A 25,762-nucleotide genomic window follows, 5' to 3' on the forward strand; every position below is an offset into this window, starting at 1 on the left:
TGCTTGCGCCATCGCAAGGTTACCGCAGCATGACCAAGGTAACGCTCTCGCGAACCGGCTTCGAGACCCGCTCAGCGACTGATCCATTCGACTGCTTCCATGGGAGAATCCGCATGAAACCTATCGCACTGATCGCAGCCTCCTCCATCGCTGCGCTGGCCGCGAGCTTCGCGATCGCCCAGCCCCAGCCGATTCCGCCCGCCGGCGGCGACCGCGACAGCTCTCGCCACGAGCGTTCTGATCGCTCCGAGACTCGCGAGCAGCGCCGCACCGAATGGCGCGAGCAGCGCGCCGAGCGCATGCAGGCTCGCATGAACGAGCGCCTGGCCAAGCTGCGCACCGACATGAAGCTGAAGCCCGAGCAGGTGCCGTTGTTCGAGCGCGTCGAGGCCGTCATCAAGAAGCGGGCCGAGGAACGTCGTGCCGGCTGGTCGGCGATGCGCGAGCAGCGTGAGAACTTCCGCGATGCCGACATCATGGAGAAGCTCGACATGATGTCCGGGCGCCAGGGCGAGCGCGCCGCGCGCTCCAAGGAACTCGCCGATGCGGTGCGCCCGCTCTGGACGACGCTCAGCGACGAACAGAAGACCGTGGCGCGCCGCGCCGTGCGCGAGACGATGGCCGAGGGGCGCGGCATGATGCAGCAGATGCGCGAGCGCATGGATGAGCGCCGTGGCGGCCACGATCATGACGACGACGATCGCGGGCAGCGCCGCTGGCGCGAGGATCGTGGCGAGCGCGGCGACCGTCGCGGCTGATCCCGCCACACGCTTTCACGGATGGACAAGGGCGGCTCGCGAGAGCCGCCCTTTTTCGTGTCCGATCAGGTGCCGACCGCGTCGGTGACGCATTTCTTGGTGAAGCTGGTCTTGGCGGCCCCAAACAGCTTCTTCTCGGCGGCCTGCTTGTCGCAGGTAGCGCCAGCGTCCTTCTGGCACTTGGTCAGGAAGCTGGTCTTGGCCGCGCCGGCAAGCTTCTTGTCGCCCGCCTGGACGCTGCAGCTCTGGGCCTGGGCGAAGGTCGAGAAACAGGTCAGGGCCAGGGCCGCTATCAGGGTCTTCGTCATCGCAGGTGATTCCCGTTCCCATGGTTGGGACGCGAAGGGTTAACCCAGCGTGAGGGAAGGGCAAGCGGCAATTCCGGGGCGTTCCGCCATGATTTGGCCGCAGGCGCTAACGCCTTGCGAAACAAAGCAGAAACGGCCGTTTACCGTGACTGTTCAACTTCGATTCATGTGTTTCCGTTTACGCTTCAGCAGGGATTGCGAAACAAAGTTCCGCAGTGAGTGTGACGAAAGGGGAAGCCATGAAGGCGACATGGTTGATCTGGGCGATGCGCGGCTTCATCGGCCTCGTCTTCGTCGCCAGCCTGTTTGGACCCTATGCCCTGTCGATCCTGATCGGGTGTCTGGGGTTGGGGTGCTACTGGTTCCGCGACGAGGTCGGCTCGCATCTGTGAGGGCCAACGCCCGCTGCCTCGGCGGCCGGGCTTGATCCAGCGCAAGGGCGCGAGGGGCCGCTTCGTGTAGCCCCGAGCGCATGGTTTCCAGCGGCTTCCTCATCGGCCTGGCGCTTCTGCTCGCCACGCCGGGCCCCACCAACACCCTGCTGGCGCTGGCGGGTGCGACGCAGCCGCCGCGCGCTGCTGCAGCCCTGCTGGCGGCCGAACTGAGCGCCTATCTCACCGCCGTCATCCTGCTCGGGGCCATGGTCCTGTGGCTCGGCGGCGGGATGGACGGGTTGCGTCCCTGGCTGCAGGCGGGGGCGGCGCTCTACCTGCTGCGGGTCGCCTTGCGGATGTGGCGGGCGCGACCCGATGCGGCGGGGGCGGGGACGGTCCATCCACGCCAGATCGCCCTGACCACGCTGCTCAACCCCAAGACCCTGATCATCGCGCTGGTGCTGATGCCGCCGGGCTGGTGCTCAGAGCCGGCGGTCGCCGCCGCGCATCTGCTGGCGATGGCGGCGCTGATCCCGGCGGCCGGTGCGGCCTGGTTCATCGGCGGGCGAGGGCTCGCGGCCGCGGCTGGCGCCAGGCTGCGCCGGCTGATCCCGCGCGTCTCGGCGTTGCTGCTGGGCCTCTTCGCGATGGCGCTGGCAGGCCGGGCCGCCGCCGGGTGGTAGTGGAGCGTCGGTGCTTCCTCGACGAGGTATTCGTCCTCGTGACGCGTCGCCCCGTTCAGGCGCGTGTGATGACCGGCACGCCGATCAGGAGCGGGTGGAGCCAGAGCGCGAAGACGACATAGGCCGCCAGCCCTGCGACGATCGCGATCGCGTCGCTGCGGCCAAAGGCGACCGTGCCCATGGCGGCGCTGCGCGCGATTTCCTCGGGCCGGCGCTTGACCGAGATCCGTGCCATCACGGCCCAGGCCAGGAAGCTGCCGAACAAGAGCATGCTGCCGAGATCGCCATTGGCGATGAGATGGGCGGTGGCCCAGATCTTCACGGCGAGCAGCATCGGGTGCTTGACGCGCGACAGGAGCCAGGAGGGCCGCTTGCCGACGGCGAGCAGGATGAAGATCGGCAGGTTGAGCAGCAGCGCCAGATGCCGCGTCCAGACCGGCGGGTCCCAGACCGGCGTGTATCCGGCTGCGCGCTGGAGCCCATAGCCATAGATCAGCAGCACGAGGCCGACGATGGAGACGGCCGAATACAGCCCCTTGTAGCCGCCCGCGCCGAGCCGCTCGATCAGCCGTGTGCGAAGGTCGCGCTTCATCGTGACCGCGTGCATGCCGAGGAACAGGACGAGGCCGAAGATCAGGACGAGCATGCGGGAAACGCCTCAGGTTGGAGCGATTCCAACCATGGACCGGCAGGGTGGGGGCTGCAACAGGGCGTGGGTGGATGCTCAGCGTCGTGCGTGTGGCGATTGAGGTGTCAGCCGTAGAATGCTTTCATAACGGCACTTCGCCTGAGTCGGGAGGACGCCCCGTGCCGGAACGCCCTATCTTTGATTTCAGCTATATCGAGGACCCAAAGCTGGCGGCGCCCCGCGTCTACATTGCGCTGCGAGGCTATGTGAAGAAGGACTTTACAGTCTGGCCCATCTTAAGTGCGGACATCATCTCAGAAGAAGAGGTGGACGAGGCGATTGCGGATTTGAAGCTGAACCTCGACCGAGCAGCCAAAGAGGCTAAGGCCGCCATACGGCGCATCAAGAGACGCGAGAATATCGGTACGGGCTCTCCCATCTAGCCAGTTCCAGCCTGCTTCGGGATCGCCCTGTACGCTCCCGACCGTAGCGGCACAGGGTCGTGCAGGAACCCGGCAGGCTCGGTTATGGTGGCCTACAGAAGACGCGAAGGGCCATGGGGAAATGGGGATGCGGCGGGAGGGGGCGCTGAAAGATTTTTTGCGTGAATATTCTCTGTGCATTGGCCGATCGCGGTGGAGAGCATGTTGCCTATCCAATAGCTTTCCTCACGGCCTTCGATCCACCAAACGCGGTGGGCACATTTTGAGGAAGAGCGATGGCACGTAATCCTGAAATGCGACCTGCCACCCTCACTTCTGCTCAAATCAAATCTGCTATACCGAAGATAAGGCGTCGCTTAGACGAATTGAAATCACTCAACATCAACGCGCTCGATAATGCGACTGGAGAGCATGTGCTTGACAGTTATTCCCAGAAAATTAACGCGACACTTCGCGATGTGTATGGAGTCGATACCATCGAATACAAGGAGTATAGCGTAGAATCATTCCGTCCGCAGTTTGTGGTCGCGTTCAGTGGCATGGACATGTCGCTTCGCGGGAACCTTGATACTGTACGGGACAAAGTTGGGAGTGCCGTGGTCACACTTGCGACGCTGGTAGACATCCTTACTGAACAGGTAGGCGAGGACGAGACTGACGCCATCAACCGCACAATCAGAGCTTACGAGGGGCTGGAACTTCATCCCGAGATTGCGAGGGCTGCAACTAAACTCTACCGCGATGCTCACTATGCGAATGCCGTCGAGGCTGCGGTTAAGGCGCTCAATGGCCTCGTGCGCCTCCGCAGTGGTCTTGAACAAGACGGAACGACGCTGATGGAACGAGCATTCAGTCCGTCCAATCCGATTTTGAAGTTCAACCATCTCCAAGACCAATCTGACAAAGACGAGCAGAAAGGCTTTATGCAGATGTTCTCCGGAGCGGTCTCCGGATTGCGTAACCCCCGTGCCCATGGCTTCATCAAGGACGATCCCGAGCGCGCGCTGGAGTTCATCGCTTTCGTCAGTTTGTTGGCGAAGCTACTCGACGGCGCTAAAGCGTGACCGCGCCGGCCTAATGCCGTGCCCTTTCGGCCCTATGATGGATTCCGGATCTGCGCCGCTGCGCGGCTTGTCCGGAATGACGAGGAGGGCTGGATGATCCGACTGCAAACCAGCCGTACACGAAAAAGGGGACGGCGATCTCTCGCCATCCCCTCGAAATGTTGCCGGTGAACGGGCCTTGCGACCCGCCCCGTCCGATCAGCGCGAGTAGAACTCGATGACCAGGTTGGGTTCCATCTGCACCGCATAGGGCACGTCCGTCAGGGTCGGCGTGCGGGTGAAGACGGCGGTCGACTTGGTGTGGTCGGTGTCGAGATAATCGGGCACGTCGCGCTCGGCGAGCTGGGCCGACTCGATCACGAGAGCGAGCTGGCGCGAGCTCTCCTTGACCGCGATCACGTCGCCCGGCTTGACCTGGTAGGAGGCGATGTTGACGCGCTTGCCGTTGACCGTGACATGGCCGTGGTTGACGAACTGACGGGCAGCGAAGACCGTCGGCACGAACTTGGCGCGGTAGATCACGGCGTCCAGGCGACGCTCGAGCAGGCCGATCAGGTTCTCGCCCGAATCGCCCTTGAGGCGGATCGCCTCGGCGTAATAGCGGCGGAACTGCTTCTCGGAGATCGAGCCGTAATAGCCCTTGAGCTTCTGCTTGGCGCGCAGCTGCGTGCCGAAGTCGGACGGCTTGCCCTTGCGGCGCTGGCCGTGCTGGCCGGGGCCGTATTCACGACGGTTGACCGGGGACTTCGGGCGGCCCCAGATGTTCTGACCGAGACGACGGTCAATCTTGTACTTCGCCTCATGGCGCTTCGACATATCGCGTGTCCTCTTGAGTTCGCGAGGTGAGGACCGCGCCCTCCTGCTCTCCTGCGTTGGGCAGAAGCGACAGATCCGGCTTCCGAAGAAAGCGGATCACGGGTGCGGAAAAAGCCACGCGGGCCTTTTGGGCCCGCGCGACGCCGGCTCTATAGGCGGAACCGGCTCCGGAAGTCAATGCGCCGGCGCAAGGCCGTTCACCAGCGCGAGCGGCCGTAATAGACATGGTGGCGGCGCTGATGCTTGTACCAGCCGCGGTGATGGCCGCGATTCCAGCCATAGTGACGCCGGGGACCGTGGCGATACATGGCGTGGTGGCCATGGCCCTTGTTCCAGCCATGGGGTTTCGCTTGCGCTTCGCCGCTGGTGCCCAGTCCACCGAAGGCGAGGCCTGCGGCGAGCGCCGCGATTGCAAGAAGTTTCTTCATGGTCGTTTCCTCCAGACCAGACAGCCGTCGCGGCGTCCGGAGGATAACGTCTCGTCGGAACGGCGGTTCCCGGAGGGGTCCGCTACTGGACGAGCGGCATCGCTTCGATCTCGACGCTGGCGAGGCCGTAGCCTGCGAGCGCGATCCGCAGCGGGCCGGTCAATCCGGTGCCGCTGGTGAAGATCGCCGTGCTTTGCACAGGCTGGCCGTCGGGGCTCGATACGGCCTGACCGAGCAGTTGCTCGACCCGCCGGGCAATTGCGGGCGCGGGGTCGATCCAGGCGACATCCCAGGGAGCCAGCAGCTTCATCCGCTCGATCAGCAGCGGGTAATGGGTGCAGGACAACGTCACGACATCGGTGCGCGCGCCGTCGCGTTCGACGAAGCAGGGCGCGATCTCGGCGGCGATGGCGGCGTCGTTCACCGGCTCGCCCTTCAGCGCCGCTTCGGCGAGGCCTGCAAGCCGGGTCGAGCCGACAAGCGTGACCTCGCAGCCGCCGGCATAGCTCTTGATCAGGTCGCGCGTGTAGTCGCGCGCGACGGTGCCGGGCGTCGCCAGCACCGAGATCAGGCGCGATTTGGTCATCGCGGCGGCCGGCTTGATCGCCGGCACCGTGCCGACGAAGGGAATGGCGAAGCGCGCCCGCAGCGCCGGCAGCACCAGCGTCGAGGCGGTGTTGCAGGCGATCACGACGAGGTCGGGGTGGCAGCGCGCGACCAGCCGCTCCATCACGCTGAGAACGCGGTCGACGAGCTGCTGCTCTCCGAGCCGGCCATAGGGAAAGCCGGCATCGTCGGCGGCGTAGACGATATGGGCGCCGGCTTGCGCCTGCACCACCCGCGAGAGCACGGTGAGACCGCCGAGGCCGGAATCGAAGACGAGGATCGTGGGGGTGTGGCGCGGCACCGCAACCGTGCGGGAGGCCGTTCCGGCCAGAAGATCGAATTGCATAAGATCGACTTGCATGCGCCTGCGAGCCTGCCAGCGTGACGAAGGCGCCGATTGCGCCAGAGCCGGGTTAAGGGACCGTCAAGATGGCGCAAACATGACCGCGTCAATTTGAACGAGTCGATCCGGGGCCGCCGTGGTTCAGGCCTTGATCCGTGCGACCGCCGCAGCGGCCGCACGGCCGGCCAGCGTCGCGCCGCCGACCGTCATGGCGCCGCCGCCGGCCGTGGCTTCGCCAGCGATAACGATGCGCCCGCCGATCGGCTCGGCCAGCTGCTCGCGCGCCGTCTCGCGGCCTGGCAGGCAGACCGAATAGGAGCCGCGCGAGAACGGGTCGGTCCACCAGGCCGGGAAGGAGATGCCCGTCACCGCCTTGCGGATGTCGGCGCCGAGCATCTTTGCCAGAAGCTCCGTGACATAGGCGCGCGCGGCGTCCGTGCCGGCGGCGGAGAGTTCGCGGGCGTGGTCGCCGCCGCAATAGGCGATGACGAGGTCCTTGTTGTCCGGGAAGAGATCGAGATTCATCAATTGGCCGGGCGAGCCGGCCTCGAGGAAGCTCGCACCCGGCGCAACGCCGAAGCGGTCGCCCTCGACCTTGAGCGCGATCTTGGTCAGCGCGCCCATGCCGAGCCCGGCGAGCGCATCGCGATTGCGCGCCGGTAACTCCGGCGTGAAGCGGATCGCGCCGGCCTTGAGCACGCCGACGGGAACCGTGACGATGCAGGCGCCCGCATGCAGCGTGCCCGACGGGGTCGTCACCGCGACGTCCGGGCCGTCCCAGCGAATCTCGCTAACGGGCTGGTTCAGGCGGATGTCGAGCCCGGCTCCATGGCGCGCGACGAGGTTGCCGTAGCCGGAGGGCACGACGAGGTCGTCGCCGGCCCAGAGGCGCTGATAGTCGCGCGCGGAAATCCTGTCCGATTCCTCGCCGATTGAAAGCAGCAGCCCCGAGGAGGCGATCTGCGACATGTCCGGTCCGAGATCGCCGAGGAGGTCCCGGACGGAGAGGTCGCGCCTGGTCAGATCGACGGTTTCGAGCCGGCGGTCGATCTGGCCGAAGGCGCCGCGCCGCTTCTGCCGGTCTGTCTCGGCCATCGGCTTGCCGTTGGCGAAGACCTGGAAGCCGCCGCCCCACGGCTCGTTCTGGGTCTCGACGCCGAGCTCGCGGGCGATCTGGACCCAGGGGTTGCGCTCGGCCCAGTGGATGAACATCGCGCCGGCGTCATAGGCCGGGCCGAGCGAAGCGTCGGTGAAGGCGCGGCCGCCGACCCGCCCGCGCGCCTCCAGCACGATCGCCTTGCGGCCCGCGGCCTTGAGGTCATGGGCGGCGGCAAGCCCTGCCGCGCCCGCGCCGATGACCACGATGTCGGCATCGATCCGGGTCGCAAGGGCGCCACGCCCGGCCGCTGCCAGCGTTGCCGCCATCGCGCCTGATCCTGTCAAAACTGTCCGGCGGTCGAGCATGCGTCAGGGCGTCCCGTTCTGCCCGCCCATGTTGGGCTCGTATCGTTGCGTTGCAACAGGAAGGTGTCGGAGCCATGGCCGCGCGCGATCACGAGATCGGGAGCCCCCGTGATGCGGCCGAAGCGAGGGGCGTCTTATTGGAACGATACGACAAAATGCGCTTGATTAGAGAATTTCTATTGTTGTGTTGTTCGTGCATCGGAAAGTGTTCTTCGTGTGTCCGGAGATTGACAGTCGTCGAGTCGCTCAATATCCGATGATAGCCTTGTCCGTGAGTATAAGGCATTGTTTATATTCATTTTAAACTGATGACATGCGGTGGCGAGAGCCGGCTGCGCCGACAAGGATGGGTTAGGGCGATGGGGATGTATTCCGTCAGGCTGCGCGAGGGCGTTGCGCTGGGAACTTTGATGATGGTTCTGCTGGCTTGCCCGGCGCTGGCGCAGCAGCAGAGCCGCACCCGGCCCGCGCCGGCACCGGTTGCCGAGGCTCCCGTGGTGCTCGACCAGATTACGGTCCAGGGCGAAGGCATCGCCGGCCGCCCCCTCGTCGAGGGGCCGACGACGACCCGCACGACGCGTGAGCAACTCGATCGGCAGCAGGTCCAGAGCATTTCCGACCTCGCCAACCGCGTCGAAGCCGGCATCAGCTTCAACCGGCAGACCAACAGCATCAACATCCGCGGCCTCGACGGCGCCCGCGTCCTGACCACGGTCGATGGCATCCGCCAGCCCTTCCTGACTGACACACGCGTCGACCGCAGCTCGACCAACGCCTTCGACTTCGATGCGCTGTCGACGCTCGACCTGCTGCGCGGCGGCAGCGGCAGCGCCACCCTCGGCAGCGGCGCGCTCGGCGGCGTGCTCGCGGTCCGCACGCTCGACCCCAAGGACCTGATCAAGGGCGATCGCAGCTATGGTGGCCTCGCCAAGACCGGCTTCGACAGCACCGACGATGCCTGGTTCGGCAGCGCCGCCGTTGCGGCGCGGCTGCAGCAGACATACTTCCTGTTGCAGGGCAGCTTCCGCAATGGCGGCGAGACCAAGAACGGCGGCAGCAACGATACGATCGGCGCCACGCGCACCGTGCCGAACCCGGTCGATTTCAACCAGTACGGGTTCCTCGGCAAGATTCATCACCACAGTGCCGACGAGGCGCATCGTTTCGGCCTGACGGCCGAGCTCTACAAGCGCGAGGACCGGATCCAGACGCTGAATGCGACAGTCTCGCCGACCGGCAATTTCCGGCCCGGATCCTACGAGCAGGGCGAGGATGTCGAGCGCAAACGCGTCTCGCTCTCCTATGACTTCAAGCTGCCCGGCGCCTTCATCGACGAGGCGCATGCGACGCTGTACTGGCAGAACGTCAAGCGCAATGCGCTGGTCAACGCCAGGCGCTTCACCAGCGTCGTCGGACCCTATGCCCGCGACAACGAGAACGAGCAGGATGCCTATGGCTTCAATGGCCATATCGTGAAGAACTTCAACACGGGCATGTTCTCGCACGGCATCACGCTGGGCACCGAACTGCGGATGACCGAGCTCGATCAGTATTCGAAGGGGCTCGACAACTGCCCGCCTCGACCGGCTTCCGGTCTGTTCACCGGCGCGTTCACGGCCTGCAACAACCTGCACACCAACCAGGCCGACCAGCCGAAGATCGACGGCAAGGCGGCCGGCTTCTACGTGCAGGATGAGATCGGCATGCTGGACAACCGGCTGCGGATCACGCCCGGCGTGCGCTTCGACTGGTACGAGGAGAAGCCGCAGGATACGCCGGCCTACAGCAATGGCGGCTCGCGCCCGGTCGGCCTGCCGCCGTCCTCGAGCGACTCCGCCTGGTCGCCCAAGGTCCGGCTGGAATACGACATCCTCAAGAACGCCCCCTATGTGAAGGACGTCACCGCCTTCGCGCAGTGGTCGAAGGGCTTCCGGGCGCCGACGGCCAGCGAACTCTACGGTCGCTTCGGCGGGGTCGGCACCTATCTGCGCGTCGGTGATCCCAACCTGAAGGCGGAGACCAGCAACGGCATCGATGTCGGCCTGCGCTTCGGCGACAGGGCGTTCGGCGGCTCGGTGACCTATTTCCACACGAACTACCGCAACTTCATCGATCCGCAGTTCCAGATCGCGCCTCCCGGCGGCGACTATCCGCAGAACGGCATCGTCGGGCCGCGCAACCTCAACCGCGCCGAGATCCAGGGCTTCGAGGCGAACCTGCAATACGCGTTTGCGGAGAACTGGCTGGCGCGCGGGTCGTTTGCCTATACCCGCGGCAAGAACAAGGACAACGACACCTTCCTGAACTCGATCCCGCCGGTTCAGGGCATCGTCGCGGTCGCCTATGGGACGGAACGCTGGGGTGCCGAGGTCTCGGCCAAATTGGCGGCTGCGCGTGACGACGTCGCCGCGACCACCGGAACGACGCAGGGCTTCAGGGCGCCGGGCTATGCGATCTTCAACGCATCGGCCTGGTGGAAGCCGATCCCGCAGATCGCCGATCTCGAGGTTCAGGTCGGCGTCTACAACATCTTCGACCGCAAGTATTTCGACGCGGTCAACGTGCCGACAGGCGTGCTGGCCCAGTCGCGCGACTATTACAGCGAGCCCGGCCGCACGGTGAAGGCGACGGTGAAGTACCAGTTCTGACAGCCCTGCGTTTCGAGACCCGGACTGTCACTGGCCGGCCCTTCGGGGCCGGCCTTTTTCGTCGGAATGTGGTCCGGGCCGTTGCTGCGACCTACTCCTCGAAGCGACCCGTGGAGTCTCGATTGCGCTCGTAGTGCCGCGCCAGCGGAAATGGCGGCAGCCAGGATTCGCGACGGATGGTCCAGCTTTCATAGGTCGGCATCAACTGGTCAGGGGCATCCAGCGATCCGAGATACACTTCGATCTCATCGGCACTGCGGGCGAAGACGGACGAGCCGCAACGCGGACAGAAAAACCGCCCTTCATAGTCGCTCGTTTCGCCGGTGATCGTCACCGCATCCTGCGGGAACACCGCGGCAGCATAAAACAACGCGCCATGATGCTTGCGGCAATCGAGACAGTGGCAGATGCCGACCCGGTAGGGGCGCCCCGAGGCCACGATCCGGACATTGCCGCATGAGCAGCCGCCGGTGAATCGGTCCATGCTGCGTCTCCTGCAAAGCGAGTGCGGTCGAAATGCTTACGACGAACCCCGGCGCCCGCGCTACTCTCCCTCGGCCGGCTTCGGCACGCGCAGCCGGCGCGGGCCTTCGGTCAGCGACTTGAACACGCCGCGCAATGTGCGGGCCTCCTGCTCGGTCATCGCCAGCCGATGCAGGATGTCGCGCAAATTGGCGGTCATGACCTGCTTCTTGCCGGGCGGGAAGAAGCCGCAGATGTCGAGTTCGTTTTCGACATAGTCGAACATCGACAGCACCGTGGCGCGGCTCGCTGGCGGCGACAGGTTGTGCTCGCGAAAGGGTGGCTCGCCGCCGGTCGCCTTGAACCATTCATAGCCGGCGAGCAGCACGGCCTGGGCGAGATTCAGCGAGGCGAAGGCGGGGTCGACCGGGAAGGTCAGGATCGCGTCGGCAAACGAGATCTCCTCATTGGTCAGGCCGATGCGCTCACGCCCGAACAGGATGCCGACGCGTTCGCCGGAGCCGATGCGCTCCGCCAGCGGCGGCATCGCCTCGGCCGGTGTCACGATGCGCTTCATCTGGCCGCGTTCGCGGGCCGTCGTGGCGAGCACATAGCTCAGATCGGCGATCGCCTCGGCCGTCGTCCGATAGAGCCTGGCGTTCTCGAGGATATGGCTCGCGCCCGAGGCCGTGGAGGTCGCGGTCTCCTTCGGGCTATCCCCGGCCGTCCAGCCGTCGCGTGGCGCGACGAGGCGCATCTCGGAGAGGCCGAAATTCGCCATGGCGCGGGCGCACATGCCGATATTCTCCGCCATCTGCGGCTCGACCAGAATGATGACGGGGGCAGGGGCCTGGACGGATGGGCGGGTGCGGTCGGTGCCGGAACCGGGCATGTCTTCGTGTCTCGTCATTCCCGGGCGAAATGCAGCGGAATGCCCGGCAATCCCCCGAAAGAGCCGGTCGGTCAAGCGACTTGGACCGTCATGCTCGCCCTTGTGGCGAGCATCCACGTCTTGACGCCCGGATCGAAGGAAGGCGTGGATGGTCGGGACAAGCCCGACCATGACGGAAAGCCTGCCTTCAGCCGGCCGCCGCCTCGACCGCACGGATCACTCGCAGCGTGTTGCCGCCGGCGAGCTTCTCGAGGTTCTCTTCCGACCAGCCGCGGCGGATCAGTTCGGCGATCAGGGCCGGGAAGACAGAGGTGTCCTCCAGCCCGTCGGGATTGATCCAGCCGAAGAAGTCCGAGCCGATGCCGACATGGTCGTGGCCGATGCGTTGGCTGAGATAATCGAGATGGTCGCAATACTGCGGCAGGGTCGCCTTCGGGCGCGGGCCGGACTTGGCGGCGATCTCGGCCTCGGCCTTCTCGTGGTCGATGCCCTCGGGAGACTTGCCGTAGCGGTCCTTGGCCGGCTTGTGCCAGTCGCGCGAGGCCTGGCTGATGAAGTCCGGCACGAAGGTCGCCATGACGACACCGCCATTGCCGGCGACGCGATCGAGCACGTCGTCGGGGACGTTGCGCGGGTGGTCGCAGAGCGAAAACGCGTTGGAATGTGACCAGACGACCGGAGCGCTCGTGACGTCGAGCGTGTCGTGCATCACCTTCGGCGAGACATGGGCGAGGTCGACGACCATGCCGAGCTTGTTCATCCGCCTGATCACGTCCTTGCCGAAGGCGGTGAGGCCGTCATTCCGGGGTGCGTCAGTGGCGGAATCGCACCAATCATGGCTGTCGTTGTGGCAGAGCGTCATCAGCCGGATGCCGAGGTCGTGATAGGCGTCGAGCGCGTCGAGCTCGTTGTCGAGCGCCGAGCCGTTCTCGATCGTCATGAACAGCGCGATGCGCCCCTCGGCCTTGGCGGCGGCGACATCGTCGGCGCTCAGGCCCGGGCGGAAAACTTGCGGATGGCGCTTCAGGATGTCCCGCATCAGCGCGATCTGGGCGAGCGCGAAACCGGCGGGCTTGGGGTGCTTGGGCGGGACATAGGCCGCGAAGAACTGGCCGGCGAGCTTGCCGGCCTGCATGCGCGGAATGTCGGTGTCGCCCTCGGCATGGATTTTTGTCAGGTCATAAGCGCCGACATCGCCCTTCGCATCGCGGGCGAGCCGGATGACATAGGGCAGGTCGTTATGGCCGTCGATCAGCGGGGCTCGGTCGAGCAGGGCCAGCGCCGCGGCGTAGGCATTGTCCTGGACGGGCGGTTTGGCGAGGGCCATGGCGCAACCTTGCATTGGAATCGACAGCGGAGACGATGGTGGCAGGTCGCGGGCGCAGAGGCGAGGGCACGTGGTGCAGGGGCGTCATGACGATGAAGCGCCGGCGCCGCGACGGAGAACCCCTCTCCTGTAAGGAGAGGGGCAGGGGTGAGGTGTCGGCCCCGGACCAGTGGAGCGAGAACATCCAAGCGAGGCAGCGGCAAGGGAGTGGATCAATGGTAGAACGGCCGGCCCCTCACCCTACCCTCTCCCTACGGGAGAGGGTTCCCCGCGCCTCTGACCGATGGCTTCCGTGCTGTCCTACCCGAACCGTGCCGGCGCGAAGGGAGTCGGGTCGACGAAGACCTTCTGGCCCGTGACCATCTCGGCGATCATGCGGCCGGTGACGGCTGCCAGCGTCAGGCCGTGATGGGCGTGGCCGAAGGAGAACCAGAGGTTCCTGTGCTTCGGCGCCGGGCCGATGATCGGCATCATGTCGGGCGTGCAGGGGCGGCGGCCGAGCCAGGGCTCGGGATCGATCCGGTCGCCGAGGGGGAACAGCGTCCGGGCGATCGGCTCGGCCCGCTCCAACTGGACTGGCGTCTTGGGCGCGTCGCGGTCGGCGAATTCGGCGCCGGTGGTCAGGCGGATGCCCTGCTGCATCGGCGCCAGGAAATAGCCGCGCTCGGTGTCGAGCGTCGGATGATTCAGCACGGCGTTGTTTTGCGCCTTGTAGTGCATGTGATAGCCGCGCTTGACCGCCAGCGGCAGCTTGTAGCCGAGCTTGCCCGTCAGGACATCGGCCCAGGGGCCGAGCGCGACGACGGCGTCGCGCGCGGTCGCCTTGGTGCCGTCCGCGAGGGTGACGCTCCACTCCGCGCCTTGCTGGACCAGGGTGGAGGCGTCACCGAGCGCGAGCTTGCCGCCGAGCTTTTCGAACAGCGCGACATAGGCCTTGGACAGGCCAAGCGGATCGATCACCGTCACGGGATCGGTCCAATGCAGGCCGCCGATCAGGCTGCCATGGTCGAGATGCGGCTCCTCGGCTTTCAGCGCTTCGATGTCGAGCGGCTTGTAATTCAAGCCGTAATCCCGGTTCCAGCGCGCGGCCTCGGCCAGGCGCTCGTCTTGCTGGGCGGCTGTACGGAAGACCTTCATCCAGCCCTTGCGGCGTAGCAGGCCGGTCGCGCCGGCTTCTGCCGCCAGCGTGTCGTGCTCGCTGACGCAATGCTCGATCAGCGTGGCGTATTTCCGAGCGATCGCCTCGTGCTGGGAGGCGCGCGAATGCATCCAGTAGGACCAGAGGAAGGGCGCGAGCTTGGGGATCGCATTCCAGTGGTAATGCGCGTCGATGGTGTTGTTCATCGCGTAGCGGATGAGCGCGCCGAAATCATGCGGGAAGCCGTAGGGGTAGACGCCTTCGCGCTGGATCAGGCCGGCATTGCCGTAGCTGGTCTCCTCGCCCGGCCCGCGCCTGTCGACGAGCAGCACGGAGCGCCCGGCTTTCTGCAGATGCAGCGCCACCGAAATCCCGACGATACCCGCGCCGAGAACGATCGTATCCGTCGCCATGACCTGCTCCTGCCAGTCCCCACCCCCGCAAAAATAGCTGTTTGCGCGGTGTTGTCAGCGTCGCGGCGCGTTTTTGCGCCGTATGGGCTGAAGTTCCGCAAGATTTGCGCCATCGGAGGCGCCAGGCCTCGCAACAGCCGGCAAAGCACGCTCATGACGCAATTTCCTGCCGACGCAGGGCGGGGCTGTGGCCATAATGGGTGACGCAAGGGTGGCGATCGGCCAGTGTCGGCCTCCCTTGGGGACGAGTCGGGCCTTTCATGTTCATGCGTATCGCCGCTTCACTGGCCGCCGGCCTCGCCTGGCTCGGGCGCTACGGCACGCAGGGCTTCGCGCTGTCGATCTTTCTCGGCTTGGCCCTGCCGCAGTTCTCGGCGGCAGCGCGGCCCTTGCTGCCCGTCACGATCTTCTGCTTCACCACCATCGTCTTCATGCGGGCGGATATCGGCATCATCACCGGCCTGCTGCGCCGGCCGGGCAAGCTGATCCTGACCTGCCTCTGGCTGGTGGCGGCACCGGTCGCGGTGATCGGATGTGCCTTCCTGATCGTCGGGCGCGACACGCTCGATCCGGGCCTGCTGCTCGGCCTCGCGATCCTGGCCGCGGCGCCGCCGATCATGTCCTCGCCGGCGGTTGCGATCATCTACGGCTTCGAACCGTCGCTGATCATTGCCGCCGTCATCATCACCACGATCGCCAGTCCCATCGTCGCTCCGGTGCTGGTCGAGCTTCTGGCCGGGTCGGCCGTGCCGCTCGACCGCTGGGCGCTGACGCTGCGGCTGCTGCTGTTCGTCGGCGGCGGCATGACGGCGGCGGCCGTCATGCGCTGGTGGCTCGGTATGATCAGGATCAGGGCCATGAAAGCCAATCTCGATGGCTTCGGCGTGCTGATGTATTTCACCTTTGCCATCGCGGCGATGGACGGGGTTACGCGCGCGGCTCTCGACGATCCCCAGCGGGTCGCGAGCTTCCTCGTCTGCGCCTTCGGTGTCTCGCTGATCGGGCTGGCCGCAAGCTATCTCGTCTTGCGCTTCCTGCGCCGATCCGAGCGCTTCATGGTTGGCTACGGCGCGGGCCAGCGCAATATGGGCATGATCGTCGCGGCGCTCGGGGCCGGTGTGGCGCCCTCGACCTTCCTGTTCTTCGCGCTGGCGCAGTTTCCGATCTACCTGATGCCCTGGCTGCTGCGCGGTCTGGCCGGGCGCATCCGTCGCGACGAAGCGGCTGCTGACGGCACCTGACGGCGCGACCTGACAAGCTGGCTTCGTCGTCATCGGAGCTGCGTCATGATCACCTTGTATTCTGGACCGCTGAGCCTGTTCGCCCGCAAGGTCGAGATCGCGCTGCGGGAGAAGGGCCTGGCCTTCGAGCGCATCATGGTGCCGTTCAACCAGACGACCGGCTACGATCCCAGGCACCCCGAAGTGCTGGCGCTCAATCCCAAGGGCCAGGTGCCGGTCCTGAGCGATGACGGGCTCGTGCTCTACGACTCGACGGTGATCATCGAATATCTCGACGAGGCCTATCCGCAGACCCCGCTCTACCCCGCGACGCCGGCCGAGCGGGCGCGCTGCCGGCTCGACGAGCTTTTCGCCGACGAAATCCTGCTGCAGGCGCTGAAGCCGCTGATGCACCGGCCCGGCCCGCGCAGCCTCGATCCGGCGCGGCGGGCGGCGCAGGATGCCGATGCGCTGATCGCCGAGGAGGTGCTGGCGGGCCATCACGCGCGCCTGGAGGAGAGGCTGGCGGGTCGCGAGTTCTTCGGGCCGATGCTGTGCGCGGCCGATATCGCATTGTTCATGGGGCTGCTGTTCGGCCGGCGGCTCGGCGGGCCATCGCTAGCGCCGCATCGCGACCTCTCGGGCTGGTTCCTGCGCCTGCTGGCACGCCCGGCCTTCGCCATCGCGGCAGCCGAGATCGCCGAGGCCGACCGGCGGCTCTCGGTGCCCGTCGCGATGCGCTGAGATCGTGTGGGACTTGCCGGAAAACCGCATTTCCCTTTGCCGGCCGATGCATTAAACCGCGCGGCATGAGCGCTCCCATCCGCATCGCCCCCTCGATCCTCTCGGCCGACTTCTCGAAGCTCGGCGAGGAGATCCGCGCGATCGACGAGGCCGGCGCCGACTGGATCCATTGCGACGTGATGGACGGGCATTTCGTGCCCAACATCACGTTTGGGCCGGATGTGCTGAAGGCGATCCGGCCGCACACCACGAAGCTCTTCGACGTGCATCTGATGATCGCGCCGGTCGATCCCTATATCGAGGCCTTCGCCAAGGCCGGCGCCGACCTGATCTCCTTCCATGTCGAGGCCGGCCCGCATCCGCACCGGACGCTGCAGGCGATCAGGGCGCAGGGCAAGAAGGCCGGTATCGTGCTGAACCCGGGTACGCCAGCCGGCGCGGCTGAAGCGCTGATCGAGGACGTCGATCTCATCCTGCTGATGACGGTTAATCCCGGCTTCGGCGGCCAGAGCTTCATCCATTCGGTGGTCGAGAAGGTCGCGCAGGTGAGGGCGCTGATCGGCTCCCGGCCGATTGCACTCGAGATCGACGGCGGCGTGACGCCGGAGACCGCGCCGCTTGTCGTCAAGGCGGGCGCCGATACGCTCGTCGCCGGCTCGGCTGTGTTCAAGGGCGGGCCTACGGCTTACGCCGCCAATATTGCCGCGATCCGCAAGGCGGCCGAGGCTGCACGCGGGCAGTGGGTTTGAGGTTTTAATCAGCCCTCATCCTGAGGAGCCGCGCAGCGGCGTCTCGAAGGATGATCCAGTGGGCGCTTTCTGGAGCATCCTTCGAGACGCGCTCCTGCGGAGCGCTCCTCAGGATGAGGGCTCGTGTGATGACAAGGACGAGACGATGATCCCGCGCTATTCCCGCCCCGAGATGGTCGCCATCTGGGAGCCGCAGACGCGGTTCCGGATCTGGTTCGAGATCGAGGCCCATGCCACCGACAAGCTGGCCGAGCTCGGCGTCGTGCCGAAGGAAGCCGCCGCGACAATCTGGGCCAAGGCGAAGGACGCGACCTTCGACGTCGCCCGCATCGACGAGATCGAGCGCGTCACCAAGCATGACGTCATCGCCTTCCTGACGCATCTGGCCGAGATCGTCGGGCCCGAGGCGCGCTTCGTCCATCAGGGCATGACCTCGTCGGACATCCTCGACACCACGCTCTCGGTGCAGCTCGCCCGCGCCACCGATATCCTCATCGGTGACGTCGATGCGTTGCTCGCGGCGATCAAGCGTCGGGCCTTCGAGCACAAGCTGACCCCGACGATCGGACGCTCGCATGGCATTCATGCCGAGCCGGTGACTTTCGGGCTGAAGCTGGCGCAGGCCTATGCCGAGTTCGATCGCTGCCGCGCCCGGTTGGTGGCGGCCCGCGCCGAGATCGCGACCTGCGCGATCTCCGGCGCGGTCGGGACTTTCGCCAATATCGACCCGAGCGTGGAGGCCTATGTCGCGCAGAAGATGGGGCTGAGTGTCGAGCCTGTCTCGACGCAGGTCATCCCGCGCGACCGGCATGCGATGTATTTCGCCACGCTCGGCGTGGTCGCCTCCAGCGTCGAGCGGCTCGCGACCGAGATCCGGCATCTGCAGCGCACCGAGGTCTATGAGGCGGAGGAGTTCTTCTCGGCCGGCCAGAAAGGCTCGTCGGCGATGCCGCACAAGCGCAACCCGGTGCTGACCGAGAACCTGACCGGCCTTGCCCGCCTCGTGCGCGGCATGGTCGTGCCGGCGCTGGAGAACGTGGCGCTCTGGCACGAGCGCGACATTTCGCATTCCTCGGTCGAGCGCATGATCGGCCCTGACGCCACCGTGACGCTGGACTTCGCGCTGGCGCGGCTGACCGGCGTCATCGACAAGCTGCTGATCTATCCGCAGAACATGCGCAAGAACCTCGACAAGCTCGGCGGCCTGCACAACTCGCAGCGCGTGCTGCTGGCGCTGACCCAGGCCGGCGCCAGCCGCGAGGAGAGCTATTCCATGGTCCAGCGCAATGCGATGCGCACCTGGGAGCATGGCGAGGACTTCCTGACCAACCTCAAGAAGGACAAGGACGTCACGGCGAAGCTGTCAGACACGCAACTCGAGGCGATGTTCGACGAAGGTTATCATTTCAAGCATGTCGATACGATCTTCGCGCGGGTGTTCGGGGAGCGTTGAGTGCATTGGCGGGGCCTCTTCGCGCGATTGAAGAAGCCGCCGGTCCGGCCGGAGCCGCCGGGCTACCGCGTCTACACGCATGCCTTCGATCGGGAGATCAGGCTCGACGAGCTCGATGGCGTTCTGGGCCCGATGTTGCCTCATCATGCGCGGGAACATGAGGCGCTGAAGACCGAGTACAGGGACGGGCTAGGGGCATGGCGCGCCTCGGCTAATATGAAAGCCGTGCTGTTCCGGAATGAGTTCTCGACGCTGGCGTCGCCAGAGTTGCGGGCCAGGACGGCCATAACGATCCTGCTCGATCTGTCAGGCTCCATGCGAGGACAGCGCATCCTGATGAGTCTTGCCGTCGTCGAGACCGTGGGCACCATGCTCAACGCGATGGGATTCGAGGTCGAAATTCTCGGCTACACGACGGCAACGTGGAAGGGAGGGCGTTCTCGCCTGCAGTGGCTGCGATCAGGCAAGCGAGCATGGCCGGGGCGATTGAACGATCTCCTGCACATCGCCATCGCAGCAGGCGGCGGCCGCGACAGCGTTCGCCTGACGGACTTTGCGCGTCTGCTTAGACCCGACCTTCTGAAAGAGAATATCGATGGCGAGGCCGTGATCTGGGCTGCCGACCGGTTGAGGCGGCGGGCGGCTTCCCGCCGCATCCTGATCGTCGTTTCGGACGGTGCGCCGGTCGACGATTCGACGTTGTCGGTCAATGGCGAGCGCATTCTTGCCGATCATCTCGCCGGCGTCGTCGGCGAGATCGAAAAGGATGGAAGCATCGATCTTGCCGGAATCGGAATCGATTACGACATCAGCCGATTCTACAGACTGGGTCATTCCGTATCGACAGCAGACGAGATGCTGGAAGCCAATTTCTCGATATTCCGGTCGATGTTCGCGCTTGAGCCTCAACCGACCTTCTGGGACCTAGAAGCTGAATGAAAACCTCCGACGCCGACATCCTCATCATTCCCGGCTGGTCCGGCTCTGGGCCCGATCATTGGCAAAGCCGCTGGGAAACCCGGCTGACCACGGCACGGCGCGTCGAGCAGGAGGACTGGTACAAGCCTTCGCGTCCGGTTTGGGCGGAGCGTATCGTCCGGGCGGTGCGGGCCTCGACGCGGCCGGTCGTGCTGGTGGCGCATTCGGCCGGAGTCAGCGCGGTCGCCCACGCAGCCGAGCAGCTGAAGCCCGGCGAGGTCGCGGGGGCCTTCCTGGTCGCACCGGCGTCCGAGCGAGCCAAGGGCGCGATCCCCGGCATGGCCCAGGACTTCATCCCGCATCGTCGTGAGATCCTGCCGTTCCGAAGCGTGCTGATCGCCAGCACGGACGACCCCTATTGCACGCCTGAAGAAGCGCGGGAGCTGGCGCAAGCCTGGGGCGCCGAGTTCGTCGATGCGGGCGAGAGCGGCCACATCAACAGTGAATCCGGCCATGGTCCCTGGCCGGACGGCCTGCTGCGTTTCGGCGGGTTTCTCAGGAGCTTGACGGCGGTTCCGCAGAAACCGATTCAGGGTTGAGGCGGCCAGGCTGCTTCGGCAGTTCGTTTTGTATCGAGCCGAGGCAGATGCTTCGAGGCTTTGCCATGACCGGCTGGAGCAGACATGTCCGAAAGTTGAAACGGGGAAAAGGCGATGACCGGCGAAACCATCGTTCAGGCGGCTTGTCATTGCCGCCGCGTGCGCTTCGAGGTGGTCCTGACCGACGGCCTGAAGAAGGCGCGCCGATGTGACTGCTCGTTCTGCCGCATGCGTGGGGCGGTCGTCGTTTCGGCGGAACGCGACGGCGTGCGGATCATCTCGGGCGAGGATGCCCTGGCCGAGTACCAGTTCAACACCAGGACGGCGAAGCACTATTTCTGCTCGGCCTGCGGCATCTACACCCATCACCAGCGCCGTTCGAACCCTGGCCAGTACGGCGTGAACGTCGCCTGCATCGAGGGCGTCAGTCCCTTCGATTTCCGGGAGGTCCCGGTCAATGATGGCGTCCGGCATCCCAGCGATCTCGCCCCCGGAGCAAAGGCAGGAATCGCTGGAACCCTGCGCTATGAGCCGGCCGGAGAGTGACGTCGGGATCACTTGACGCCTGCTTCATCCGACATTCTTGCATCGCCAAAACAAAACCGCCCCGGTTGCCCGGGGCGGTCTCGTTTCACGCGCTGGCGCGATCGGCTGTCGAGATCAGTTCTCGATATAGGTGACTTTGCCGTCGGCGCCCTTCTTCCAGGTGTACATGGTGTAGTCGGGGCGGGTGATGTCGCCCTTCTTGTCGAAGGCGAGGTCGCCGATCACGGTCTTGACGGGCTGGCCGCCCTTGAGCGCGTCGGCGATCTTCTTGGGGTCGACCGAGTTGGCGCGCTTGGCGCCTTCGGCCATGACCTGCACGGCGGCGTAGCTGTACAGGGTGTAAGCCTCGGGCTTGAAGTTCTTGGCCGCGAACTTCTTGACGACGGCAGCCGCCTCGGGACGCTTCTGCGGGTCCGGCGGGAAGGTCATCAGCGTGCCTTCGACGCCGGGGCCGCCGATCGTGGCGAACTCGTCGGTGGTGATGCCGTCGCCGGAGATCAGCACGGCCTTGACGCCCTGGTCGCGCATCTGGCGCACGATCAGGCCGCCTTCGGTGTGCAGGCCGCCCCAGTAGATGTAGTCGGCGCCGACCGACTTGATCTTCGAGATCAGCGCCGAGAAGTCCTTCTCGCCGGCGTTGATGCCTTCATAGAGCACGTCCTTGATGCCGGCCTTGGTCAGGCCCTTGCGGGTCTCGTCGGCGAGGCCCTGGCCATAGGTGGTCTTGTCGTGGATGACCGCGATCTTCTTGTCCTTGAAGTTCTTGGCGATGTAGGCCGCCGCGACTTCGCCCTGCTGGTCGTCGCGACCGCAGGTCCGGAAGGTGTTCCAGAGGCCGCGCTCGGTGATCTTCGGGTTGGTGGCGGAAGGCGAGATCATCAGGATGCCGTTCTCGGCATAGACTTCCGAGGCCGGCATGGTGACGCCGGAGTTGAAGTGGCCGACCACGAACTTGACGCCGTCGCCGACGAACTTGTTGGCGACGGAGACGCCCTGCTTCGGATCCGAGACGTCGTCGCCGATCGAGAGCACGATCTTCTGGCCGAGGATGCCGCCGGCGGCATTGATGTCCTCGATCGCCTGCTCGGTGCCATTCTTCAGCTGGGCGCCGAAAGCGGCGTTGGGACCTGTGATCGGCCCGGCGACGCCGAACTTGATCTGGGCATTGGCCACGCCTGAGAAGGCGAGGATCGCGCCGAGCGCGATGCTGCTCAACAGCAGTTTCTTCATGAGATGAGACTCCCCTGTATTGTAATCATGAACGGGCTGGATGGTCCGCCCGTCTCGGCGCGTGGTGCCACCGTGAAACGCAGTCTTGCGCGTTTTCAGGCGTCTGTCACGCGTCAAGCACACTGCCCATTCAGGCGATTTCGGCCTTGATCTGAGCTCCCGGGCGCGGTTTCCAGCTGAAGGGGCCGGTGCGCTCGAAGAGCCAGCTGTATTGCGTCGTCATCTGCCTGGCGCGGTTGAAGCGCCAGCCGGCGAAGCCGAAGCCCATCAGCACGATCGTGTCGATGATGTAGTAGTGCAGCGTCAGCAAGGTCGCCTGAAACAGGGCGAAATGGATGAAGCGCAGCACCAGGCCCAGAACCAGGATGTAGAGCACGAGCTGGATATTGGGCTTCCAGGTCAGCGCCACCGCGCGGCCGGTCATCCAGGCGAGCCAGCCGCCCATCACCACCGTCACCAGCAGGAACAGCCAGACCGTCGGTTCTTCGTAGAGGATGCCCTGCATGTCAGTGCCTCCCGCCTTCGAGATAAGCGGCGCGGACCTGCGGGTTGGCCAGGAGTTCCTGGCCCGTGCCGCTCATGGTGATGACGCCGTTGACCATGACATAGCCGCGATGGGCGAGCTTGAGCGCATGGAAGGCGTTCTGCTCGACCAGGAAGACGGTCAGCCCCTGCGTCTTGTTCAGTTCGCGGATCGCCTCGAAGATCTGCTTGACGATCAGCGGGGCGAGGCCCAGCGACGGCTCGTCGAGCAGCAGCAGCTTGGGGCGCGCCATCAGGGCGCGCGCGATCGCCACCATCTGCTGCTCGCCGCCCGACAGCGTGCCGCCGCGCTGCTGCAGCCGCTCCCTGATGCGCGGGAAGAGCGTGCAGATCGTCTCGAGGTCCTCGTCGAAATGGGCGAGGTCGCGGACGGCTGCACCCATCTGCAGATTCTCGAACACGGTCATGCGGGGGAAGATGCGGCGGCCTTCCGGCGACTGGGCGATCCCGAGCCGCGCGATCAGATGGCTCGGCATCTTCGTGATGTCGCGGCCCTCATAGGTGATCGTGCCCTCGCGCGCCTGCGGATTGCCGAAGATCGTCATCATCAGCGTGGATTTGCCGGCGCCGTTGGCGCCGATCATGGTGACGATCTCGCCTTCGCGGACGTCGAGATCGACCCCCTTCAGCGCGATGATCTTGCCGTAATAGGTCTTGACGCCGCGGACGGCGAGAAGCGGCGGGGCGTCGTTCTGCGGCACGGTTTCGATATGTGGACTGGCCTCGGTCACGCGATTCCGACCTCCGCTTCGACGGCCGCGACTTCGTCGTCGTCGACCCCGAGATAGGCTGCGATCACCTTCGGATCGGCCTGGACTTGCGCCGGCGTGCCGTCGGCGATCTTGGTGCCGTAGTCGAGCACGACGACATGGTCGGAAATTTCCATCACCACGGACATGTCGTGCTCGATCAGGAGCAGCGCCGTGCCGATGTCCTTGCGGATCGAGAGCAGCAACTCGTTGAGGTCGTGGCTTTCGCGCGGGTTGAGTCCGGCGGCCGGCTCGTCGAGGCAAAGCAGCACGGGATCGGTACACATGGCGCGCGCGATCTCGAGGCGGCGCTGGTCGCCATAGGGCAGATCGGCGGCCGGATCATCGGCGCGGTCGATCAGGTCGATCTTCTCCAGCCAGAACTTGGCCTTCTCGATCGCCTCCTTCTCGCGGGCCTTGTAGCCGCCGATGCCGAGCACGCCGAGGAAGGTGTAGCCCGAGGCGATCATCAGCGGGTTGTGCTGCGCGACCAGCAGGTTCTCCAGCACGGTCATGCCGCCGAAGAGCCGGATGTTCTGGAAGGTTCGCGCGACCTTGGCTTTCCAGGAGATCTGGAAGTCCGGCATGCGCTCGAGCAGGAAGCTCGCACCCGAATCCTGGGTCAGCGTGATCATGCCCTCGGTCGGCTTGTAGAAGCCGGTGATGCAGTTGAACACCGTGGTCTTGCCGGCGCCGTTGGGTCCGATCAGCGCCGTGATGTCGCCCTTGCGGGCCTCGAAGGAGAGGTCGTTGACGGCGGTCAGGCCGCCGAAGCGCATCGTCAGATGCTCGACCTGAAGCAGAGGAGCGGTTGCCATCAGCCGTGCCCCTCCTGAACCATGTCGGCCGAGATCGTCTTCTTCTCCTTCAAGAAGGCCGTCGGTTCGCGGGTCGAGATCAGCCCGCGCGGCTTCCAGATCATGATCACGACCATGGCAAAGCCGAAGATCAGCATGCGGTATTTCGTGGGGTCGAAATCGTTGCCGAAGATCGCCTTGAGCCATTCCAGTTCGCGCAACAGCTCGGTGCCGCCAATCATCACGATCGCGGCGATGGCGCAGCCCCAGAGCGAGCCCATGCCGCCGAGCACGACGATGGCCAGGATGATCGCCGATTCCATGAAGACGAAGGATTCAGGCGAGATGAAGCCCTGCCGCGCCGAGAAGAAGGCGCCGGCGAAGCCGCCGAACATGGCGCCGATCGAGAACGCGGTGAGCTTGGTGCTGGTGGTGTTGATGCCGAGCGAGCGGCAGGCGATCTCGTCCTCGCGCAGCGCCTCCCAGGCACGCCCGACAGGCAGGCGACGGAGGCGGAGCGACACGTAGGCGGTCAGCAGGGCGAGCGCCAGGATCAGATAATACAGGAAGATCGTGCGGTAGAGCGGCGAGAATTCGAGCCCGAAGCGCGCCGCGAAGCCCTCGTCGCTGGCGTTGAACGGAATGCCGAAGAAGCTCGGGCGCGGGATGCCGGAGATGCCGGCGTAGCCGCCGGAGAACTCGACCCAGTTGATCAGGACGAGGCGGATGATCTCGCCGAAGGCCAGCGTCACGATGGCGAGGTAGTCGCCGCGCAGCCGCAGGACGGGGAAGCCGAGCAGCATGCCCCAGAAGGCGGCGAGGATCCCCGACATCGGCAGGAGGATCCAGAAGGACAGGCCGAAATTCTTGGCGAGCAGCGCGTAGGAATAGGCGCCCACCGCGTAGAAGGCGACGTAACCGAGATCGAGCAGGCCGGCGAGGCCGACGACGATGTTCAGCCCCCAGCCGAGCATGACGTAGATCAGGATCTGGACGCCGAAATTATCGATCCATTTCAGCGCGCCGCCCCAGCCCGCCAGATTGATCGCGATGATCGGGAAGGTGACGAGGAAGCCCAGCCCGAAGAGCGAGAAGATCCGGGAGTTGCGCTGGAAGAAGGCGAAGGTGCCGTGCGGCAGGAAGCGCACGAGCGATTTGCGCTCCGACTTGCCCTGCTTGCGCAGCACGATGAGCAGGCGGCCGACGAAGACGATGACGACAGCCCAGGCGACCGCGTCCCAGCGCGGGTCCAGCACCAGGACATTGTCCATGTTCTGGCGCGTGCCCCAGGCGATGATCGGGATGCACAGGCCGAAGGTGACGAGCGCGGCAAAGCCGGCTTCCTTCACCGCGGCCTTCAGATCGCGCTGGGAAGCGGCCGGTGCCGGGGTTGCGGTCTTGGTGGCGGGCGTGGCCATG

The 25,762-nt window shown here is 65.5% G+C and carries 27 protein-coding genes and 1 pseudogene; 13 read left to right on the forward strand and 15 right to left on the reverse strand.

From position 1 onward, the window contains the following. The first annotated feature begins 113 nt into the window (after positions 1-113). Complete coding sequence (locus tag AC1DYU_RS01350; RefSeq protein ID WP_476790086.1) at positions 114-758, forward strand: Spy/CpxP family protein refolding chaperone; 645 nt, start codon at positions 114-116, stop codon at positions 756-758. A gap of 65 nt (positions 759-823) precedes the next feature. On the opposite strand, the gene AC1DYU_RS01355 is transcribed toward AC1DYU_RS01350, so the two are convergent. Then, positions 824-1,066 (reverse strand): hypothetical protein, encoded by a 243-nt coding sequence (locus AC1DYU_RS01355; RefSeq protein WP_476790087.1) that lies wholly within the window; start codon positions 1,064-1,066, stop codon positions 824-826. A 239-nt stretch (positions 1,067-1,305) separates the two neighbouring features. Here AC1DYU_RS01355 and AC1DYU_RS01360 point away from each other — a divergent pair, with 239 nt between their 5' ends. Together AC1DYU_RS01360 and AC1DYU_RS01365 are read left to right on the forward strand one after the other, a co-directional pair. Further along, on the forward strand, positions 1,306-1,458 hold the full coding sequence (locus tag AC1DYU_RS01360) for a hypothetical protein (protein WP_476790088.1): 153 nt from the start codon (positions 1,306-1,308) through the stop codon (positions 1,456-1,458). An 80-nt stretch (positions 1,459-1,538) separates the two neighbouring features. Next, positions 1,539-2,123, forward strand: coding sequence for a LysE family translocator (locus tag AC1DYU_RS01365; RefSeq protein ID WP_476790089.1), 585 nt, complete (start codon positions 1,539-1,541; stop codon positions 2,121-2,123). Between the two features lie 55 nt (positions 2,124-2,178). Here the strand turns inward: AC1DYU_RS01365 and AC1DYU_RS01370 are convergent, their stop codons facing one another. Next, on the reverse strand, positions 2,179-2,769 hold the full coding sequence (locus tag AC1DYU_RS01370; protein ID WP_476790090.1) for an NnrU family protein: 591 nt from the start codon (positions 2,767-2,769) through the stop codon (positions 2,179-2,181). 74 nt (positions 2,770-2,843) lie between these two features. Here AC1DYU_RS01370 and AC1DYU_RS01375 point away from each other — a divergent pair, with 74 nt between their 5' ends. Continuing rightward, entirely contained in the window at positions 2,844-3,194 is a 351-nt protein-coding gene (locus AC1DYU_RS01375; RefSeq protein WP_476790091.1) for a hypothetical protein, read from the forward strand. A gap of 275 nt (positions 3,195-3,469) precedes the next feature. Further along, positions 3,470-4,258: a TIGR02391 family protein gene (locus AC1DYU_RS01380; RefSeq protein WP_476790092.1), complete on the forward strand. Its 789-nt coding sequence runs from the start codon at positions 3,470-3,472 to the stop codon at positions 4,256-4,258. Between the two features lie 198 nt (positions 4,259-4,456). Here the strand turns inward: AC1DYU_RS01380 and rpsD are convergent, their stop codons facing one another. From rpsD to AC1DYU_RS01400, 4 genes are all read right to left on the reverse strand, one after another. Continuing rightward, positions 4,457-5,074, reverse strand: a complete 618-nt coding sequence (gene rpsD / locus AC1DYU_RS01385) for a 30S ribosomal protein S4 (protein WP_158483116.1) — start codon at positions 5,072-5,074, stop codon at positions 4,457-4,459. 197 nt (positions 5,075-5,271) lie between these two features. After that, a complete protein-coding gene (locus AC1DYU_RS01390; protein WP_476790093.1) occupies positions 5,272-5,502 on the reverse strand; it encodes a hypothetical protein in 231 nt (76 codons plus the stop codon). Positions 5,503-5,584: 82 nt separating this feature from the next. Then, on the reverse strand, positions 5,585-6,454 hold the full coding sequence (murI, locus tag AC1DYU_RS01395; RefSeq protein ID WP_476790694.1) for a glutamate racemase: 870 nt from the start codon (positions 6,452-6,454) through the stop codon (positions 5,585-5,587). 138 nt (positions 6,455-6,592) lie between these two features. Next, positions 6,593-7,876 (reverse strand): flavin monoamine oxidase family protein, encoded by a 1,284-nt coding sequence (locus AC1DYU_RS01400; protein WP_476790094.1) that lies wholly within the window; start codon positions 7,874-7,876, stop codon positions 6,593-6,595. Between the two features lie 398 nt (positions 7,877-8,274). Here AC1DYU_RS01400 and AC1DYU_RS01405 point away from each other — a divergent pair, with 398 nt between their 5' ends. Further along, positions 8,275-10,563 carry a TonB-dependent hemoglobin/transferrin/lactoferrin family receptor gene (locus AC1DYU_RS01405; RefSeq protein WP_476790095.1) on the forward strand — a complete coding sequence of 763 codons (2,289 nt, stop codon included), beginning with the start codon at positions 8,275-8,277 and terminating at the stop codon, positions 10,561-10,563. A gap of 91 nt (positions 10,564-10,654) precedes the next feature. Here the strand turns inward: AC1DYU_RS01405 and AC1DYU_RS01410 are convergent, their stop codons facing one another. The 4 genes from AC1DYU_RS01410 to AC1DYU_RS01425 form a co-directional block, all read right to left on the reverse strand. Beyond that, positions 10,655-11,047 (reverse strand): GFA family protein, encoded by a 393-nt coding sequence (locus tag AC1DYU_RS01410; RefSeq protein ID WP_476790096.1) that lies wholly within the window; start codon positions 11,045-11,047, stop codon positions 10,655-10,657. Positions 11,048-11,107: 60 nt separating this feature from the next. Further along, the gene (locus AC1DYU_RS01415) at positions 11,108-11,917 is read right to left on the reverse strand and encodes an RNA methyltransferase (RefSeq protein ID WP_476790097.1); all 810 of its coding nucleotides are present in this window, start codon (positions 11,915-11,917) and stop codon (positions 11,108-11,110) included. Between the two features lie 187 nt (positions 11,918-12,104). Beyond that, positions 12,105-13,244: a dipeptidase gene (locus tag AC1DYU_RS01420; protein WP_476790098.1), complete on the reverse strand. Its 1,140-nt coding sequence runs from the start codon at positions 13,242-13,244 to the stop codon at positions 12,105-12,107. A gap of 300 nt (positions 13,245-13,544) precedes the next feature. Continuing rightward, positions 13,545-14,795, reverse strand: coding sequence for an NAD(P)/FAD-dependent oxidoreductase (locus AC1DYU_RS01425; RefSeq protein ID WP_476790099.1), 1,251 nt, complete (start codon positions 14,793-14,795; stop codon positions 13,545-13,547). Between the two features lie 260 nt (positions 14,796-15,055). Here AC1DYU_RS01425 and AC1DYU_RS01430 point away from each other — a divergent pair, with 260 nt between their 5' ends. From AC1DYU_RS01430 to AC1DYU_RS01460, 7 genes are all read left to right on the forward strand, one after another. Next, complete coding sequence (locus AC1DYU_RS01430; RefSeq protein WP_476790100.1) at positions 15,056-16,036, forward strand: hypothetical protein; 981 nt, start codon at positions 15,056-15,058, stop codon at positions 16,034-16,036. Between the two features lie 45 nt (positions 16,037-16,081). Further along, positions 16,082-16,759 carry a glutathione S-transferase family protein gene (locus AC1DYU_RS01435; protein ID WP_476790101.1) on the forward strand — a complete coding sequence of 226 codons (678 nt, stop codon included), beginning with the start codon at positions 16,082-16,084 and terminating at the stop codon, positions 16,757-16,759. A gap of 65 nt (positions 16,760-16,824) precedes the next feature. Then, positions 16,825-17,508, forward strand: coding sequence for a ribulose-phosphate 3-epimerase (gene rpe / locus AC1DYU_RS01440; RefSeq protein ID WP_476790102.1), 684 nt, complete (start codon positions 16,825-16,827; stop codon positions 17,506-17,508). A 145-nt stretch (positions 17,509-17,653) separates the two neighbouring features. Beyond that, positions 17,654-18,961 carry an adenylosuccinate lyase gene (gene purB / locus AC1DYU_RS01445; RefSeq protein WP_476790103.1) on the forward strand — a complete coding sequence of 436 codons (1,308 nt, stop codon included), beginning with the start codon at positions 17,654-17,656 and terminating at the stop codon, positions 18,959-18,961. After that, a complete protein-coding gene (locus AC1DYU_RS01450) occupies positions 18,962-19,900 on the forward strand; it encodes a cobaltochelatase CobT-related protein (protein ID WP_476790104.1) in 939 nt (312 codons plus the stop codon). After that, entirely contained in the window at positions 19,897-20,478 is a 582-nt protein-coding gene (locus tag AC1DYU_RS01455; RefSeq protein ID WP_476790105.1) for an RBBP9/YdeN family alpha/beta hydrolase, read from the forward strand. Before AC1DYU_RS01450 ends, AC1DYU_RS01455 begins: the two co-directional genes overlap by 4 nt. A 114-nt stretch (positions 20,479-20,592) precedes the next feature. Next, positions 20,593-21,024, forward strand: a complete 432-nt coding sequence (locus AC1DYU_RS01460) for a GFA family protein (protein ID WP_158483103.1) — start codon at positions 20,593-20,595, stop codon at positions 21,022-21,024. 114 nt (positions 21,025-21,138) lie between these two features. On the opposite strand, the gene AC1DYU_RS01465 is transcribed toward AC1DYU_RS01460, so the two are convergent. The 5 genes and pseudogenes from AC1DYU_RS01465 to livM form a co-directional block, all read right to left on the reverse strand. Next, a complete protein-coding gene (locus AC1DYU_RS01465) occupies positions 21,139-22,254 on the reverse strand; it encodes a branched-chain amino acid ABC transporter substrate-binding protein (RefSeq protein ID WP_158483102.1) in 1,116 nt (371 codons plus the stop codon). A gap of 130 nt (positions 22,255-22,384) precedes the next feature. After that, a complete protein-coding gene (locus tag AC1DYU_RS01470) occupies positions 22,385-22,759 on the reverse strand; it encodes a DUF6867 family protein (protein WP_158483101.1) in 375 nt (124 codons plus the stop codon). A 1-nt stretch (position 22,760) separates the two neighbouring features. Next, entirely contained in the window at positions 22,761-23,528 is a 768-nt protein-coding gene (locus AC1DYU_RS01475; RefSeq protein ID WP_476790106.1) for an ABC transporter ATP-binding protein, read from the reverse strand. Positions 23,529-23,554: 26 nt separating this feature from the next. Then, positions 23,555-24,364: pseudogene (locus AC1DYU_RS01480) on the reverse strand (ABC transporter ATP-binding protein); the annotation flags it as partial. Further along, entirely contained in the window at positions 24,364-25,761 is a 1,398-nt protein-coding gene (livM, locus tag AC1DYU_RS01485) for a high-affinity branched-chain amino acid ABC transporter permease LivM (protein WP_476790107.1), read from the reverse strand. The pseudogene AC1DYU_RS01480 and the gene livM, both read right to left, overlap by 1 nt. Position 25,762 lies beyond the last annotated feature (1 nt).

The sequence above is a fragment of the Allobosea sp. P2_B12 genome, from assembly GCF_056404835.1.

Coding starts and splice junctions, on each gene's coding strand:
- AC1DYU_RS01350 (WP_476790086.1), top strand. CDS start 114: ATGAAACCTATCGCACTGATCGCAGCCTCCTCCATCGCTGCGCTGGCC.
- AC1DYU_RS01355 (WP_476790087.1), bottom strand. CDS start 1,066: ATGACGAAGACCCTGATAGCGGCCCTGGCCCTGACCTGTTTCTCGACC.
- AC1DYU_RS01360 (WP_476790088.1), top strand. CDS start 1,306: ATGAAGGCGACATGGTTGATCTGGGCGATGCGCGGCTTCATCGGCCTC.
- AC1DYU_RS01365 (WP_476790089.1), top strand. CDS start 1,539: ATGGTTTCCAGCGGCTTCCTCATCGGCCTGGCGCTTCTGCTCGCCACG.
- AC1DYU_RS01370 (WP_476790090.1), bottom strand. CDS start 2,769: ATGCTCGTCCTGATCTTCGGCCTCGTCCTGTTCCTCGGCATGCACGCG.
- AC1DYU_RS01375 (WP_476790091.1), top strand. CDS start 2,844: ATGCTCAGCGTCGTGCGTGTGGCGATTGAGGTGTCAGCCGTAGAATGC.
- AC1DYU_RS01380 (WP_476790092.1), top strand. CDS start 3,470: ATGGCACGTAATCCTGAAATGCGACCTGCCACCCTCACTTCTGCTCAA.
- rpsD (WP_158483116.1), bottom strand. CDS start 5,074: ATGTCGAAGCGCCATGAGGCGAAGTACAAGATTGACCGTCGTCTCGGT.
- AC1DYU_RS01390 (WP_476790093.1), bottom strand. CDS start 5,502: ATGAAGAAACTTCTTGCAATCGCGGCGCTCGCCGCAGGCCTCGCCTTC.
- murI (WP_476790694.1), bottom strand. CDS start 6,454: ATGCAATTCGATCTTCTGGCCGGAACGGCCTCCCGCACGGTTGCGGTG.
- AC1DYU_RS01400 (WP_476790094.1), bottom strand. CDS start 7,876: ATGGCGGCAACGCTGGCAGCGGCCGGGCGTGGCGCCCTTGCGACCCGG.
- AC1DYU_RS01405 (WP_476790095.1), top strand. CDS start 8,275: ATGGGGATGTATTCCGTCAGGCTGCGCGAGGGCGTTGCGCTGGGAACT.
- AC1DYU_RS01410 (WP_476790096.1), bottom strand. CDS start 11,047: ATGGACCGATTCACCGGCGGCTGCTCATGCGGCAATGTCCGGATCGTG.
- AC1DYU_RS01415 (WP_476790097.1), bottom strand. CDS start 11,917: ATGCCCGGTTCCGGCACCGACCGCACCCGCCCATCCGTCCAGGCCCCT.
- AC1DYU_RS01420 (WP_476790098.1), bottom strand. CDS start 13,244: ATGGCCCTCGCCAAACCGCCCGTCCAGGACAATGCCTACGCCGCGGCG.
- AC1DYU_RS01425 (WP_476790099.1), bottom strand. CDS start 14,795: ATGGCGACGGATACGATCGTTCTCGGCGCGGGTATCGTCGGGATTTCG.
- AC1DYU_RS01430 (WP_476790100.1), top strand. CDS start 15,056: ATGTTCATGCGTATCGCCGCTTCACTGGCCGCCGGCCTCGCCTGGCTC.
- AC1DYU_RS01435 (WP_476790101.1), top strand. CDS start 16,082: ATGATCACCTTGTATTCTGGACCGCTGAGCCTGTTCGCCCGCAAGGTC.
- rpe (WP_476790102.1), top strand. CDS start 16,825: ATGAGCGCTCCCATCCGCATCGCCCCCTCGATCCTCTCGGCCGACTTC.
- purB (WP_476790103.1), top strand. CDS start 17,654: ATGATCCCGCGCTATTCCCGCCCCGAGATGGTCGCCATCTGGGAGCCG.
- AC1DYU_RS01455 (WP_476790105.1), top strand. CDS start 19,897: ATGAAAACCTCCGACGCCGACATCCTCATCATTCCCGGCTGGTCCGGC.
- AC1DYU_RS01460 (WP_158483103.1), top strand. CDS start 20,593: ATGACCGGCGAAACCATCGTTCAGGCGGCTTGTCATTGCCGCCGCGTG.
- AC1DYU_RS01465 (WP_158483102.1), bottom strand. CDS start 22,254: ATGAAGAAACTGCTGTTGAGCAGCATCGCGCTCGGCGCGATCCTCGCC.
- AC1DYU_RS01470 (WP_158483101.1), bottom strand. CDS start 22,759: ATGCAGGGCATCCTCTACGAAGAACCGACGGTCTGGCTGTTCCTGCTG.
- livM (WP_476790107.1), bottom strand. CDS start 25,761: ATGGCCACGCCCGCCACCAAGACCGCAACCCCGGCACCGGCCGCTTCC.